General features: G+C 50.3%; 12 protein-coding genes. 9 read left to right on the top strand and 3 right to left on the bottom strand.

What is annotated here, in order from left to right; genetic code table 11:
* Positions 1-58: 58 nt before the first annotated feature.
* From ACXAFQ_RS05150 to ACXAFQ_RS05125, 6 genes are all read left to right on the top strand, one after another.
* Positions 59-532, top strand: a complete 474-nt coding sequence (locus ACXAFQ_RS05150; protein ID WP_474818628.1) for a DUF2177 family protein — start codon at positions 59-61, stop codon at positions 530-532.
* Positions 533-634: 102 nt separating this feature from the next.
* A complete protein-coding gene (plsB, locus tag ACXAFQ_RS05145; RefSeq protein WP_474818627.1) occupies positions 635-3,085 on the top strand; it encodes a glycerol-3-phosphate 1-O-acyltransferase PlsB in 2,451 nt (816 codons plus the stop codon).
* Positions 3,086-3,116: 31 nt separating this feature from the next.
* Positions 3,117-4,100: a Kelch repeat-containing protein gene (locus ACXAFQ_RS05140; RefSeq protein WP_474818626.1), complete on the top strand. Its 984-nt coding sequence runs from the start codon at positions 3,117-3,119 to the stop codon at positions 4,098-4,100.
* On the top strand, positions 4,101-4,955 hold the full coding sequence (locus ACXAFQ_RS05135) for a glucosamine kinase nucleotide-binding domain-containing protein (protein ID WP_474818625.1): 855 nt from the start codon (positions 4,101-4,103) through the stop codon (positions 4,953-4,955).
* 27 nt (positions 4,956-4,982) lie between these two features.
* The gene (locus tag ACXAFQ_RS05130) at positions 4,983-5,939 is read left to right on the top strand and encodes a glycosylasparaginase (protein WP_474818624.1); all 957 of its coding nucleotides are present in this window, start codon (positions 4,983-4,985) and stop codon (positions 5,937-5,939) included.
* Positions 5,940-5,999: 60 nt separating this feature from the next.
* Positions 6,000-6,746 (top strand): copper homeostasis protein CutC, encoded by a 747-nt coding sequence (locus ACXAFQ_RS05125; RefSeq protein ID WP_474818623.1) that lies wholly within the window; start codon positions 6,000-6,002, stop codon positions 6,744-6,746.
* A 51-nt stretch (positions 6,747-6,797) separates the two neighbouring features.
* Here ACXAFQ_RS05125 and ilvA read toward each other — a convergent pair whose 3' ends face one another.
* Positions 6,798-8,327 carry a threonine ammonia-lyase, biosynthetic gene (ilvA, locus tag ACXAFQ_RS05120; RefSeq protein WP_474818621.1) on the bottom strand — a complete coding sequence of 510 codons (1,530 nt, stop codon included), beginning with the start codon at positions 8,325-8,327 and terminating at the stop codon, positions 6,798-6,800.
* The gene (ilvD, locus tag ACXAFQ_RS05115) at positions 8,324-10,174 is read right to left on the bottom strand and encodes a dihydroxy-acid dehydratase (protein WP_474818619.1); all 1,851 of its coding nucleotides are present in this window, start codon (positions 10,172-10,174) and stop codon (positions 8,324-8,326) included. Before ilvD ends, ilvA begins: the two co-directional genes overlap by 4 nt.
* A 342-nt stretch (positions 10,175-10,516) precedes the next feature.
* Here ilvD and ACXAFQ_RS05110 point away from each other — a divergent pair, with 342 nt between their 5' ends.
* Both ACXAFQ_RS05110 and ACXAFQ_RS05105 read left to right on the top strand, forming a co-directional pair.
* Positions 10,517-11,128, top strand: coding sequence for a trimeric intracellular cation channel family protein (locus tag ACXAFQ_RS05110; protein ID WP_070124450.1), 612 nt, complete (start codon positions 10,517-10,519; stop codon positions 11,126-11,128).
* Between the two features lie 85 nt (positions 11,129-11,213).
* Positions 11,214-12,734 (top strand): YifB family Mg chelatase-like AAA ATPase, encoded by a 1,521-nt coding sequence (locus tag ACXAFQ_RS05105; protein ID WP_474818615.1) that lies wholly within the window; start codon positions 11,214-11,216, stop codon positions 12,732-12,734.
* On the opposite strand, the gene ilvY is transcribed toward ACXAFQ_RS05105, so the two are convergent.
* Positions 12,726-13,583 (bottom strand): HTH-type transcriptional activator IlvY, encoded by an 858-nt coding sequence (ilvY, locus tag ACXAFQ_RS05100; RefSeq protein WP_474818612.1) that lies wholly within the window; start codon positions 13,581-13,583, stop codon positions 12,726-12,728. The two genes, ACXAFQ_RS05105 and ilvY, sit on opposite strands and share 9 nt — an antisense overlap.
* 152 nt (positions 13,584-13,735) lie before the next feature.
* Here ilvY and ilvC point away from each other — a divergent pair, with 152 nt between their 5' ends.
* On the top strand, positions 13,736-15,217 hold the full coding sequence (gene ilvC / locus ACXAFQ_RS05095) for a ketol-acid reductoisomerase (RefSeq protein ID WP_474818610.1): 1,482 nt from the start codon (positions 13,736-13,738) through the stop codon (positions 15,215-15,217).
* The last annotated feature ends 57 nt before the right edge of the window (positions 15,218-15,274 follow it).

The following is a 15,274-nucleotide window of genomic DNA, read 5'->3' as shown; positions in this document are numbered from 1 at the left end:
CAGGGTAGATATTGTAAGTATGGCTCATTAATGTGAAAGTTCCTGATAAGTATTCACAGTGAACTTTTCATCCGGCTATGCCGTTTATCATTTTATGAACTATTCCGTTAAAGCCCTTATTGGCGCCTACATCGCCGTGCTCATTGCTTTCGCTTGCCTCGATGGTGTGTGGCTGGGCGTTATTGCTATGCCCCTTTATCAGTCGGCCTTCGACACGCTATTGCGCGAACAGTTCATCACGTGGCCATGGCTTGCATTCTATCTACTTTATTGCGCCGCTGTGGTGTATTTAACAATACGTCCTTATGCTGCACAAAACCTGTTATCACAATCACTTGCTGGCTTTGCACTCGGGGCAGCGGCTTATGGCACCTATAATCTAACCTGCTACTCCATTATTGACGACTGGCCTCTTACCATGACCTTCGTCGACTGGATTTGGGGCACCACAGCAACGGGCATCATCGCCACGTGTGGAGGCTGGGTGGCGAGGAAAATTCAGCATAAAATCAGCGCGCCAGAGGTGACGTAGCGTAAAAGAATCCCTATGATGGAATTCCCATCTGATGTCATCTGGTTTGCAGTGAAATTGTGGTAGACTGCGCCCGTTTTCTTAATACAGGATCCCAATTTCATGTCGTGGATGCGCAGAACGCTTTTATCGGTGTTTCATTATCCCGTTAAACTGTTGGTCAAAGACCACAACATTCCGGCCAATGTCGAGTCTGAACTCGGTATTGATAGATCCAAGCCAATCATTTATTTATTGCCAACAAATTCGGTTACCGATCAGTTGGCGTTAAAAATGTCTACGCAACGGTTAGGCTTACCCAGCCCTACCGAACAAATTGAGCTTGCAGGGAAATCGTATCCGGGTAGCGTCTTTCTGCGCAAAACCGAACCGCTTATTGGCCGCAGTAGCCACACAGATGTGGAAACCATCTTCTCCAGCTTGTTCCATTTGCACCGCGATCACGACGATGTTGATGTGCAGGTTGTGCCAGTATTTGTGTCCTGGGGCCGTGCGCCAGGTAGAGGAAAGCCGGGTTTAGGCGATCTCATCGCGCACCACGCTTCACCCAGTTGGCTGCGTAAATTCTTTATCGTGATGTTTTTAGGTCGCGATAACTTTATCAATTTCAGCAAGGCGGTATCTGCACGTGAAATGTCAGAACAGCACGGTACCGACGATTCTATCGCTCACAAACTCGTTCGGGTAGCAAGTACTCACTTTCATCGTAAGCGCCAGTCTATGACAGGTCCAACGCTATTGGAGCGACAGGAACTGTACAACGCCATTCTTGGCTCTGAGTCTGTGAAGCGTGCCATGGGCGAAGAAAAAGGCGGCAAAAAGGCAAAGAAGAAAGATCCGCGGATTACGGCGAAAGAATATGTCGACGAGATTGCCGCAGACTACCGGGAAGGCTTGATCCGCTTTGGCGATCGTATTCTCACCCGCATCTGGAACAAAATTTACAACGGTATCAGTGTTGGTCACAGTGAGCGTATTCGCGAACTGGCAGCCAATGGTCATGAAATTATTTACGTGCCTTGCCACCGCAGCCATATGGATTACATGCTGCTTACCTATGTGATTTATCACGAAGGCATGGTGACACCCCATATCGCCGCGGGTATTAATCTGAACTTCTGGCCCGCCGGACCTATTTTCCGTCGTAGCGGTGCGTTCTTCCTGCGTCGCAGTTTTGCCGGAAACAAACTGTACACAGCCGTTTTCCGTGAATACCTGGAGTTGCTGTTTAATAAAGGCTATTCAGTAAAATATTACCCTGAGGGCGGGCGAAGCCGTACAGGCCGTTTGATCCCACCCAAAACGGGCATGCTCGCCATGACCATGCAAGCGATTCTGAAAGGTGTTCAGCGCCCGGTAAGCATTGTGCCTGTGTACATTGGCTATGAAAACGTGATGGAAGTGAAAAGCTACCTGAGCGAACTGAAAGGCAGTGGCAAGAAGAAAGAATCTAACCTGCAGGTTTTTTCTGCTATCCGTAAGCTTAAAAACTACGGCCATGGCTATGTTAATTTTGGCGAGCCCATTCACCTGAATCAGTTTCTCGAACAAGGCGTGCCTGACTGGCGTGAAACATTGCCTGCTGATCCTGAGAAAAAGCCAGGCTGGCTCACCCCGCTGGTTAATGATTTAGCCCATGAAGTCATGCTACGCATTAATAGCAATGCAGCAATCAATGGTATGGCATTGATTTCATTGTGCCTGTTATCCTCCAAGACGCGCACTATGTCTGAAAAAGAGCTGGTTCGTGCCATGGATAGCTATCTGTCGCTGCTGCGTAGCGCCCCCTTTAGCGACGATGCCACCATTCCAGATATTAGTGCCCGTAAGATGCTGGAAGAAACGTTGGCACTTAAGCGGTTTGATATCAGTCAGGACGGCTTCGGTACGATGATCGCGCCGCAGGAAGATTCTGCGGTCTTTCTCACGTATTACCGCAACAACATACTGCACTTATTTGCACTGCCCGGCATTATCATGTCCTCGGTTTTCGCCCGCCCAGGTATTCATCGTCATGAAATCCTGCGCTTAATGGCGGCACTGTATCCGCTACTTCAGCGAGAGCTTTTCATCTATATGACACAGGATGAAGCGCTGGCATACACCGATAAGTTAATCACTGCGTTTATCGAACAGGGTATGGTTATCGAGATGGAGCAGGGTCTGCTGCACCCACCCACCTCTTCCGATCGCGCGTTCCATCCAGCCTGGTTGTTAAGTCGTTGCATGCAGGAAACTTTCCAGCGTTATGCCGTCGTACTGACGATCATCGAACGCGAACGGGTAATTAGTCGCAACAGTCTGGAACGTTGTAGCAGACAGGTTGCAGAGCGTCTGTCGACGCTTTACGGTATGAATTCGCCTGAGTTTTACGATAAGAACGTGCTTTCGTCTTTCATTTCCGCATTGCGGGAAAACCATTGGCTCGACTCCTCTGAAGATGGAAGTTTGAAATACTCAGAAGAAAGTGACGCGCTTAGACAGGACGTATTGACACTGGTGTGGCCGGAAATCACCCAGCATCTACAAAGCGTCGAAATTCAAAACCAATAATTATAATAAACGACAGAAAAACAGGAACGTTATGTACGTCAGGACAATCCGATTACTTACCTTGCTGGTAGGCTTAGTGTTAATTGCTGCCTGTTCATCAATTCCAGACATTAGCAAATTTCAAAAGGGGAATACCTTTAAGCTGGAAATGCCGCGACTGGGGGCCAAATCCGCCACCGACGATAAACGGATATTCGTTTTCGGTGGCAGCTACAAGGCAGGGTTTCTGGGTGATGTTGAAATTATTGATCCCACCACTAAAAATATCCAAGTACTGAAAAATCATATTATTCCTCGCCGCTATTTTTCTGCCGTTTATGATGGTAGTGAAAACGTCTATCTCATTGGTGGCATTGCGCAAGATGGCAAAAAAGTGCGCTACGAAAGCAAGGTCGAGATTTTTAATACCGTTACCCGCAAGGTCGTCGAAGCAGCCCCGCTACCTTACCCAACGCGAATGAATTCAGCAGTCTATCTGAACGGGAAAATATATGTTCTGGGCGGCTCACACCTTGACTGGGATACCCGCAAACACAAAACCACTGCGATAATGGCGATTTTCGACACCCAAACGGGTGTTTGGTCACTGGGGCCGCCTATGCCTACCGAAAAGGAAACCGCCACGGTAACGTATGATGGAAAAATTTACGCCATTGGTGGTTATGCTAGCGGTGAGTCGCAAGATGTTTTTGAACAATTCGACCCTGCTACGGGTAAATGGCAGTCGATGCCGCCGCTACCCGAAAAAATCAGTGCACATAGCGCTACCGTTTGGCGTGATTACCTGATCGTTTTCGGTAACTATGACGATTTGGACGCAGTATGGACCTACGATTTCAAAGCCGAGCAGTGGCATCATAGTGAACTTGAAATTACCGGCGTGCGACACAGCAGCGCAGTCACCTTTAACGACTCAGTCTATCTGATCGGTGGAACCCAAGGCACATCAGGCCCAGTCCTGGATGCTATTCAAGTGTTTGATGCTAAGCAACTGCGTAAAGCAGTGGGGAAATAAGTGTTTATAGGGATTGATGGCGGTGGCACATCTTGTAAGGCAATATTGCAAGATGAAAATGGACGTACAATAAGCCAAGGGATAGGCGGTCCAGCGAATCCGGTTAATGGCGTAAGCCAGTCTCAGAATTCAATCCTTGAAGCATGCTTTCAGGCGCTGGATAATGCCGGCCTCAGCAGAGAATGCGTGGGCGAAATTACTGTTGGCGCTGGCCTCGCCGGCCTGCATCTTGGTGCTATGCAGCAAGTTATGATGAATTGGGACCATCCATTTAAATCTCTGGCACTCACTACCGACCTTCATGCCGCAGTACTTGGCGCACATCTTGGCCACGATGGTGGCGTACTCATACTCGGAACCGGGTTTAGTGCTCTTGCCGTTTGTGGTCAGCAGCGACTCGCTATTGGTGGCATGGGATTTCCGATTAATGCAAATGGCAGTGGTTCGTGGCTTGGACTAGAAGCAGTAAAAGCTGTGCTTCTGGCAGAAGATCAGTTAGCGCCCCAAACAATACTTCAGAACCTGCTACTTGCGGGTGAAAACAAAACCGTGCTTGCACAACATACCGTGAACGCTAACGCCACCACGTTTGGCCAGTACGCACCAGCCGTATTCGAGGCAGCCTCGCAAAACGACGAAGTTGCACAAAACCTGTTACGCCAGGCAACCCAGTTTGCAGAATCCGTGATCGAAAAGCTCTCTGACTTTGGCGCTCCCAGAGTAACGTTAATTGGCAGCGTTGCGAACGCATTGTTGCCATTTATGTCGGCTGAAACCCAATCAACAATATACGCGGCAAAGGCTTCTCCACAGGAAGGCGCAATTATGTTTGCGAGGCAAGCCGCTCAACAATAATAAATACCAAAACAACAAGGAAAGACCATGACTTCACGACGCCGCTTTCTACAGCTTTCTACATTAACAGGGGCGGTAGGCCTGGCAACCAGTGCTTTCGCAAAAAAGCCGCCAGTGCAAAGAAAACCCATTGTTATCTCCACATGGGAACATGGCATCCCCGCCAATGCGGCAGCCTGGCAGGTACTCGAAGAGGGTGGTCGGGCCATTGACGCCGTTGAACAAGGTGTAAGAGTGCCGGAAGCAGATCCGGAAGTCAGAACCGTTGGTTTTGGGGGTTATCCTGATCGTGATGGCAACGTGACGCTTGATGCCTGCATCATGGATGAAAACATGAATTGTGGCTCTGTGGCTTTCCTGCAAAACATCAAACATCCTATTTCTGTCGCACGTCTGGTAATGGATAAAACGCCTCACGTGATGCTGGTGGGTGAAGGCGCAAAGAAATTCGCCCTCGAACAGGGTTTTATTGAAGAAAACCTGCTTACCGACGCTTCAAAAGCAGACTGGCAACAGTGGTTGAAAACCCGAGAAATCAAACAGATCAACATCGAAAATCATGACACCATCGGCATGCTTGCGCTGGACAGTCAGGGCAATCTTTCTGGTGCTTGCACCACGTCTGGTGCGGCTTACAAAATGCAGGGGCGAGTAGGCGACTCTCCGATTATCGGTTCTGGTCTTTATGTCGACAACGAAGTGGGTGCCGCAACCGCAACCGGCATGGGCGAACTGGTGATTAAAACCGTAGGTTGTCACCTTGTGGTTGAACTCATGCGTCAGGGCGCAGCACCGGCTGAGGCTTGTGAAGAAGCCGTTCAACGCATCGCCCGTAAGTTAGGCGATTTCAAAGCTTTTCAGGTTGGTTTCCTGGCGCTGAATAAAAATGGCGAATACGGTGCTCACTGCATTCAGCCAGGGTTTAACTATGCGGTGCAGGACAAATCAGGCACACAGTTAATCGACGGTAAAAGTTTGCTTTAAGGATAAGCCTGTTGCAGCAACCTATCTACCATCATTAAAGGGTGAATCAAAGGTATCACAATGACAGACATTGAACTGTGCGCTGACGCTGATTCACCTTTCCTGGTAGCAAACCTAAAGCTTGCTACAGCACTTGGCGTTCATCGCGTTGAGCTTTGCGCTGATATGGACCGTCAGGGATTAACGCCGTCGTTGGCAACTATTAACGCTGCCAGAGATGCCTTTCCCCATGGCGAACTATTAGTGATGGTTCGCCCGCATGATCGGAGTTTCAGTTACACCGCTGAGGAACTGGCTGAAATGGTATCGTCCATGTCAATGGCAGCAGGTTGTGGCGCCGATGGTGTAGTATTTGGTGTGCTTGATAATACTGGCGCACTGGATATGCAGGCAAATCGCACACTTGTCGATGCCGCTCGTTCGCTGAACCTGAAAACCACATTCCATCGCGCTTTCGACGCCACTTCTTTTCCTTCAGAAGCGCTGTCGCAGGTGCTTACACTTGGTATTGATAGAGTGCTGTCGTCAGGGACAGACTGGGGCTCAGGCAAAGGGGCCGTGGATGGTATTGAACGACTCCAACATTTTTTACAGCACGCTGAAAATCAGGTTGAGCTGATAATAGGGGGCGGTGTCACACCGAATAATGCGCCAACACTAATAAATGCGTTAACAGCAAATATGCAGGAGAGCCAGATTGGCCGTAAGGCGCCCTTTGCCTTACATTGCTTTTCTTCGCTGCTGTCGAATGGGCAACTGGATGCTGAAAAGGTGTCTTGTTTGATGCAGGGCTGTCGAACAGTATAAATCGAACAGTATAAACAATAGAGCCTGCCGACTGGCAGGCTCTGAATAGCGCTAAGACAAGAAAAACTTGTAAGCGGGATCTTCTGTAACTTCTTTAAACTCGTAGTCGAGCTGATCCACATGGGCATCGAACTCGGCACGGCTTTCAGGCGGGATTTCAAACCCGGCCAGTACCAAACCTTCCGCCGCACCGTGATTGCGATAGTGGAACAAGGTAATGTTCCAACGCTCGCCCAGGGTCGCCAGGAATTTCAGCAGCGCACCAGGATGCTCCGGAAATTCAAAGGTGAAAACCGCTTCGTTCAGCAGTGTGGGCGGACGTCCACCCACCATGTGACGGACGTGCAGCTTAGCCAGCTCGTTACCGCTCATGTCAAAACAGTCGTAGCCCTGCGCCGTGAGTGACGTATTCAGGTCAGCGAATTCTTTCATACCGCCTTTGAGGTTCACACCCACAAAGATGTGCGCGTCTTTCTCATTCGCGAAACGGTAGTTAAACTCGGTAATGGCCTTACCGCCCAGGGTTTCGCAAAATTGCTTGAACGCGCCGCGACGTTCAGGGATTTTCACCGCAAACACCGCTTCTTTCTGCTCACCCAGTTCACAGCGCTCAGACACATAACGCAGTGTATGGAAATTAATGTTCGCACCACACAGAATGCCGCCCAGCTTCTTGCCACGAATATCGTGCTCGGCCACATACTTCTTAATGGCCGCGATGGACATGGCGCCGGCGGGCTCTGCAATCACGCGGGTGTCATCGAAGATATCTTTGATGGCCGCACAGATTTCGTCGTTGCTCACGGTGATCACGCCATCAAGCAGGCGCTCACATAAACGGAAGGTTTCCGTGCCCATGGTTTTCACCGCCACACCATCGGCGAAAATTCCCACGGAGGGCAGGGTTACGATTTCACCGGCTTCCATGGCCGCTTTAAAGCAGGCGGATTCTTCCGATTCCACACCAATGATTTTGATGTCTGGCTTCAGTTGTTTGAGGTATACCGCGATACCCGCCGCCAGACCGCCACCGCCGATAGCCACAAACAGAATATCCAGATTCGGATTTTGCTCCAGCAGTTCCCGGGCAACCGTACCCTGACCAGCAATCACATCCGGATCGTCAAACGGCGGAATAAACGTGTAGCCGTGGGTTTTCGCCAGTTCCTGTGCATGCTTGCTGGCAGAATCGAAGTTGGTACCGTGCAACACGATATTGGCGTAGTTGCCACCGAAACGACGCACCGCATCCACTTTAATATCCGGTGTGGTTTCAGGCATCACGATAGTGGCATGAACACCTTTCTTCTTCGCGCCATAAGCCAAACCTTGCGCATGGTTACCGGCTGAGGCCGCAATCACACCCGCAGTCAATTGTTCCTGGCTCAGTGCGCTAAGGCGCGTATATGCACCGCGCAACTTAAATGACTTCACCGGCTGCTGATCTTCACGCTTCAGGTAAACCTCGTTACCGATTAGCTGAGACAGACGAGACATGGCCGACAACTCACTGTTGACGGCAACTTCATAAACCGGCGCGAGTAGAACCTTTTTCAGGTATTCGTGGTCGGTAACACTCATATATCTTCCAATTTAGACGCATCACGCACCGCGCCTTTGTCCGCACTGGTTGCCAGCATCGCAAAGTTTTTCAAAGACAGAGACACTTTGCGCTCACGATTCTTCGGTTTCCAAGGCTTGTCGCTGGCTTCCATCGCCGCGCGACGATGAGCCATTTCTTCGTCGGAAATCACAATGTTGATCGTACGGTTAGGAATGTCGATCTCAATCTTATCGCCGTCTTCCACCAGACCAATGCCGCCGCCGCTTGCCGCTTCAGGCGAGCAGTGACCAATAGACAGACCGCTGGTACCACCGGAGAAACGACCGTCGGTGATAAGCGCACAGGCTTTGCCCAGGCCTTTGGATTTCAGGTAAGACGTGGGATACAGCATTTCCTGCATACCCGGGCCGCCTTTCGGGCCTTCGTAGCGAATGATAACCACATCGCCTGCTTTCACTTCGTCACCCAGAATGCCTGCTACCGCATCGTCCTGGCTTTCGTAGATTTTTGCAGAACCAGTGAATTTGAGGATAGATTCATCCACGCCCGCAGTTTTAACGATACAACCATCAACCGCCAGGTTACCGTAAAGTACCGCCAGACCGCCGTCTTTACTGTAGGCATGCTCTAAATCACGGATACAGCCTTCACTGCGGTCAGCATCGGCTTCATCCCAGCGACAATCCTGACTGAATGCCTGAGTAGTACGGATACCCGCAGGGCCCGCACGGAAGAAAGTATCGGCGTCTTTGTTTTCAGGGTTAGTGATATCCCAGTCGCTGATCACGTCTGGCAGCTTTTTGCCAAGAACGTGGTGTACGTCCTGATTCAGTAGGCCAGCTTTATTTAGCTCGCCCAGAATACCCAGAACACCACCGGCACGGTGAACGTCTTCCATATGGTACTTAGGCGTGGACGGCGCCACCTTACACAAGTGCGGTACTTTACGAGACAGACGGTCGATATCAGCCATAGTGAAAGGCACTTCACCTTCCATCGCCGCCGCCAATAAGTGCAGAATCGTATTGGTGGAACCGCCCATGGCAATATCCAGACTCATGGCATTTTCGAACGCTTTGAACGATGCAATGTTGCGCGGCAAGGCAGTTTCGTCATCATTTTTGTAATAGCGCTCACACAGCTCAACCACCAGTTTACCGGCTTGCTTAAACAGCTTTTCGCGATCGGCGTGGGTCGCCAGCATAGAACCGTTACCCGGCAGGGACAGACCCAGCGCTTCGGTCAGGCAGTTCATTGAATTGGCGGTAAACATACCGGAGCACGAACCACAGGTGGGGCAGGCAGAACGTTCAATGTTGTCTGTATCTTCATCGCTCACGCGGTCATCGGCAGCGGCAACCATGGCATCAACCAGGTCAAGTTTGATCAGTTGGTCAGACAGTTTGGTTTTACCGGCTTCCATCGGACCACCGGATACAAATACTACCGGAATGTTCAGGCGCATAGAGGCCATTAGCATTCCCGGGGTGATCTTGTCACAGTTAGAGATACATACGATGGCGTCTGCACAGTGCGCGTTTACCATGTACTCCACGGAATCGGCGATGATTTCACGTGACGGCAGGCTGTACAGCATACCGCTATGACCCATGGCGATACCGTCATCTACCGCGATGGTGTTAAACTCTTTGGCCACACCGCCTGCCTCTTCAACGCTGCGCGCCACTAACTGACCGAGATCTTTTAAGTGCACGTGTCCCGGCACGAACTGCGTGAAGGAGTTGGCAATCGCAATAATCGGCTTGCCGAAATCAGTATCTTTCATACCGGTTGCACGCCACAGCGCGCGTGCGCCGGCCATATTTCTTCCCTGGGTGGAGGTTGCAGAACGTAACTTGGGCATAATGCTTTCCCGTTTTGGTCTTAAAAAATGTATTAAATGCGAATTGATTTGTCGTTGGTGCTGACTTGCACGCAGAACGACACGCTCATCTAGGTTCGCCTGTTGGCCGACATAGAAAAGGATAGCCCGTTAGCGCGGACTTTTTATGACTGGGTTATAGAATTGTTCAGAATTTCTACCGGAGCATTAAAAATGCGCCGTAGCAGGTGGCTGGCTGACCACACATTGCTTGAGGGCGAAGAAATAGCATGAAACCCGCGCCAGAATCAAGTATTTTGCGCCCTGACGCCCAAATTAAGCCTGAATGAGGGTGTACATAAAACAACAACACAGAGTAATGCAATGACAGATTGGTTTCACTGGCTAAATCTGGCGGGCGTCGCAGTTTGCGCGATTTCCGGCACATTAATGGCCTATCAGAAAAAGATGGACGGCTTTGGGGTGGTGGTGCTCGCATCGGTGACCGCTATCGGCGGCGGTACCCTGCGCGATATCATGCTCGATTTACCGGTTTTCTGGATCAAAGACACCGACTACCTGTATACCACGTTAGGCGCCGCATTGTTGACGATAGCCTGGCTGAGAATTAGTCCTCGCTTTCCTTATCACTATTTACTGGTAGCCGACGCATTCGGGTTGGCACTCTTTAACGTGGTGGGAATGGAGAAAGCACTGATCAACGACGCGCCCATGTCGGTAGCCATCGCCATGGGCACCATCACCGGTGTATTCGGCGGTTTGCTGCGGGATGTGATTTGCCGTGAAGTGCCGCTGGTCCTCAATGGTGAACTCTATGCCATCACTTGTATTACCGGTGGTCTGAGTTACGCCGCGCTCTTGTATGCTGGGTTCGATCAGCACTACTGCCCTTGGTTTGCACTTTTGGTTACCGTGCTAATGCGCCTGGCCGCCATGCGTTGGCATTGGCAGTTGCCGGTATTCAAGAACGAGTAAGCCTAATTAAAACTGCCCGCCAGGCCAGTTATTCCCGTGCCTGAGCACCGATACACTTAGCCCAGATGTGTAACGGAGATTGTGTATGGGCATGGCAGTGGTAAAAACCCGGGCGGGTAGCGGCATCAACGCGCCCCTGGTTCGAGTGGAAGTACATCTGGCCAATGGACTACCGGCTTTTCAGCTCGTCGGTATGGCAGAAACTTCAGTAAAGGAAGCCAGGGACAGGGTACGCAGCGCCATGATCAACAGTGGCTTTGAATTTCCCGCCCGTCGTATTACCGTGAACCTCTCTCCCGCCAGCATTCCTAAACAGGGCGGTCGCTACGATTTAGCCATTGCTATCGGTATTCTTATCGCTGCCGGGCAGCTGCCCGAAAGTATTGCTGATGATTATGAATTTGTTGGCGAACTGGCGCTCACCGGAGAGCTAATGGCCGTATCAGGGATCATTCCAGCAGTATTAGCCTGTCGCGATCATAATCACAGACTGTTCCATCCCTCTGCGAATAGAAACGAAGCGGCTTTGGTGGAAGGGGCCCGGCGCTATGCTGCAGAATCACTATTATCTGTGTTTCTTCATCTGGCCGACCTGGAACGATTAAGTGAAGATCCTCATCAACCTTTGCAGTTAGAAAGTGAGCATCAAAACCCTGTATGGGATGGCATTCATGGACAGCATCAAGCAAAGCGAGCGCTTATGATAGCCGCAGCAGGCGCGCATAATCTTCTTTTTACAGGTCCGCAAGGTACGGGTAAAAGCTTGCTAGCCAGCCGTTTTCTGCAATTGTTACCGCCACTCACAGCCGAGCAAGCACTTGAAGTCGCCACGCTCTATTCCATTAGTCACACTGGCTCCGGGACAAAAAATACCGGCACCCGGCCCTTTCGTTCTCCCCATCATACCAGTTCAGCTGTAGCCCTGACAGGCGGCGGCTCGACACCTACGCCGGGAGAAATTTCTCTGGCCCATCATGGTGTTCTATTTCTTGATGAATTGCCGGAATTTGGCCGTCGGGCATTGGATATACTGCGCGAACCTCTGGAAACCGGAGAGGTGCACATTTCCCGCGCATCCGGGCACGCTGTATTTCCCGCTCGCTTCCAACTCATTGCGGCGATGAACCCCAGTCCCACAGGGGATGTACAGGATGGCAGAACACCACCAGATCAGGTACTGCGCTATTTAAGTCGAGTATCTGGCCCACTATTAGACCGTATTGATATTCAAGTGGAAGTGCCACGCTTGCCCGATTATCAACTTACTCTGACCCTGGAAAACAATGAACCGGTAACATTGCAGTCGCCACGCCAAAAAGTGATACAAGCCAGAGAGTTACAGATAAGCAGACAAGGTGTGCTAAACGGCGCCTTGCCAGTAAACAGCCTTGCAGAACACTGCTTACTCAGTGATGAAAATCTCAATTTTATTCAGCAGGCAGCCAAAAAACTTCAGCTTTCCATGCGCGCTTTTCACCGGGCGTTGCGCGTAGCCCGCACCATTGCTGACCTTGAACAGGAAACGGCTGTGGGTCGTCAGCATCTGGCCGAAGCCCTTGGCTACCGGGCGCTGGACAATGTGATTAAACAGCTTAGCTCAGCCTAAACTAAATAAGGCATCAATCAGCGGGTCGCTGCGCCGGGCATTCAAACAGGCAATGCCGAGCTCATAGGCTTCAATATCGGCCACGTATATTTTACTCACGCTTCCTGCCATTGAAGAGTGCTCCAGCACCACTTCGGGCACGAAGCCCACACCGCATTCTAACGCCACCATGCTCACAATGGCCTCGTTTCCGCCAACCGACGCATACACATTGGGTCGGATGCCGTGTTCAGCAAACCAGTGATAAGCAATGCGCCGGGTGGGGCCATGTTCAGGCATGATCACCTGATGACGGCGCCAGTCTACCTGCGACAGCTCCGTTAAACGCCAGTCCCGCGGTGCAATCAATACTAGCGGAACATCATCCAGTGCTGAAAATGCCATGTCGGTAGGGAAGTCAGGGGTATGAATGGCTATCGCTACATCACATTCTTTCTGTTTCACTTTTTCATTCGCCAACGCAGGATCGCCAGTAATAAGGCGGATATCTACGCCAGGATAGCGATTACGGAACTGTTTGAGTAACGCTGGAAGGTGACTTTGTGCGGCAGTCACTGAGCAGAATAAGCTAAGTTCACCTTGCAGGGTTTCGCTGTCATCCCGCAGTTCGTGCAATAAAGATTGCCATTCTTTTAGCATGTCGGTGCTGAATGCCAGCATCTTATGCCCGGCATGGGTAAGTTCCACGCTGCGGTTACTGCGCTTTAGTAACACAGCTCCGCATTCTTCTTCCAGCCTTTGAATGGCGCGGCTTAGCGTAGAAGGAGATACATACATGGCTTCAGCCGTAACACCGAAATGCAGGCTGGTAGCAAGATGATTAAACAGCTGTAGAGAACGAAAATCCATAATATTGCAAAATATGAAACACTGTTTTGCGAATATATCATTTTCCAAAACAAAAGTGTTCAAGTAATCTTCGCAGCAAGTCGTCATCGACGAGGTCATCGACTGGCTTTGAGCCGTTGATAATGACTAGATTATGATGTTCGGAATTTATTATGGCTAATTATTTTAATACTCTGTCTCTGCGTCAGCAATTGGACCAATTAGGTCGCTGTCGTTTCATGGCTCGCAGTGAGTTCACCGATGGTTGTGAATTCCTGAAAGGCAAAAAAGTGGTTATCGTGGGCTGTGGCGCACAAGGTCTGAACCAAGGCCTTAACATGCGCGATTCAGGGTTAGATGTTGCTTACGCACTGCGTCAGGCAGCAATTGATGAAAAACGCGACTCGTTCCAGCGTGCATCAAGCAACGGATTTAAAGTTGGCACCTATCAGGAACTGATCCCTGAAGCAGATCTGGTATACAACCTCACACCTGACAAGCAACACGCAAGCGTAGTTGAGGCGGTTATGCCGCTGATGAAAGAAGGTTCTGCGCTGGGCTATTCTCACGGTTTCAACATCGTTGAAGAAGGTCAGCAAATCCGTAAAGACATCACTGTTGTGATGTGTGCACCTAAGTGTCCTGGTACTGAAGTACGTGAAGAATATAAGCGTGGTTTCGGTGTACCTACACTGATTGCGGTTCACCCTGAGAACGATCCAAAAGGTGAAGGTTGGGATATCGCGAAAGCACTGGCAAGCGCCACTGGTGGTGACCGTGCAGGTGTTCTGGAATCGTCTTTCGTTGCAGAAGTTAAATCAGACCTGATGGGCGAGCAAACCATTCTGTGTGGTATGCAACAAGCCGCTGCTATCCTGGCATATGAAAAAATGACAGCAGATGGCATGGACGCGGGTTACGCAGCTGCGTTAATCCAGTTCGGTCTGGAAACCATCACCGAAGCACTGAAGATCGGTGGTGTGACTAACATGATGGACAGACTGTCTAACCCTGCGAAGATCAAGGCATTTGACCTGTCTGAGCAACTGACTGACATGTTACGTCCACTGTTTGAAAAGCATCAGGATGACATCATCAGCGGAGAATTTTCTCGCACTATGATGGAAGACTGGGCGAACGGTGATGCGAATCTGCTGAAATGGCGTGAAGAGACCGGTGAATCTGGTTTTGAGAACGCACCTCAGTACGATGGTAAAATCACTGAGCAAGAATTTTTTGACCACGGCATCTTGTTAGTTGCCATGATCAAGTGCGGTGTAGAAGTAGCCTTCGACGTAATGGTTGAAGCGGGTATCCTGCCTGAGTCTGCTTACTATGAATCACTGCATGAAACACCATTGATTTCTAACACTATCGCTCGTAAGCGTCTGTATGAAATGAACGTGGTAATCTCCGATACTGCTGAGTACGGTAACTACCTGTTCGCTAATGCAGCCATTCCATTACTGCGCGAGAAGTTAATGCCGTCAATTGATACCAGCGTTATCGGTAAAGGGTTAAACGAAACCTCTAACCAGGTTGATAACCGCCGTCTGGTTGAAGTGAACGATGCCATCCGTAATACCGGTGTAGAAGCTATCGGTAAAGAATTACGCGGCTACATGACGGACATGAAAGCCATCATTGGTGTGTAACGATTTCTGTCGTTAGGTGCTTAACCAAGCCCTCTTGCCCGACCATTTTGGTCGGGC

It is taken from the genome of Alteromonas sp. ABH2_165 (genome assembly GCF_056159945.1).
The sequence above is the reverse complement of the archived record's forward strand: the minus strand, read 5'-3'. Positions and strand labels throughout refer to the sequence as shown.

Bases quoted from the DNA above. Each gene is read 5' to 3' on its own strand.
- plsB (WP_474818627.1), top strand. From the start codon at position 635: ATGTCGTGGATGCGCAGAACGCTTTTATCGGTGTTTCATTATCCCGTT.
- ACXAFQ_RS05140 (WP_474818626.1), top strand. From the start codon at position 3,117: ATGTACGTCAGGACAATCCGATTACTTACCTTGCTGGTAGGCTTAGTG.
- ACXAFQ_RS05130 (WP_474818624.1), top strand. From the start codon at position 4,983: ATGACTTCACGACGCCGCTTTCTACAGCTTTCTACATTAACAGGGGCG.
- ACXAFQ_RS05125 (WP_474818623.1), top strand. From the start codon at position 6,000: ATGACAGACATTGAACTGTGCGCTGACGCTGATTCACCTTTCCTGGTA.
- ilvA (WP_474818621.1), bottom strand. From the start codon at position 8,327: ATGAGTGTTACCGACCACGAATACCTGAAAAAGGTTCTACTCGCGCCG.
- ilvD (WP_474818619.1), bottom strand. From the start codon at position 10,174: ATGCCCAAGTTACGTTCTGCAACCTCCACCCAGGGAAGAAATATGGCC.
- ACXAFQ_RS05110 (WP_070124450.1), top strand. From the start codon at position 10,517: ATGACAGATTGGTTTCACTGGCTAAATCTGGCGGGCGTCGCAGTTTGC.
- ACXAFQ_RS05105 (WP_474818615.1), top strand. From the start codon at position 11,214: ATGGGCATGGCAGTGGTAAAAACCCGGGCGGGTAGCGGCATCAACGCG.
- ilvY (WP_474818612.1), bottom strand. From the start codon at position 13,583: ATGGATTTTCGTTCTCTACAGCTGTTTAATCATCTTGCTACCAGCCTG.
- ilvC (WP_474818610.1), top strand. From the start codon at position 13,736: ATGGCTAATTATTTTAATACTCTGTCTCTGCGTCAGCAATTGGACCAA.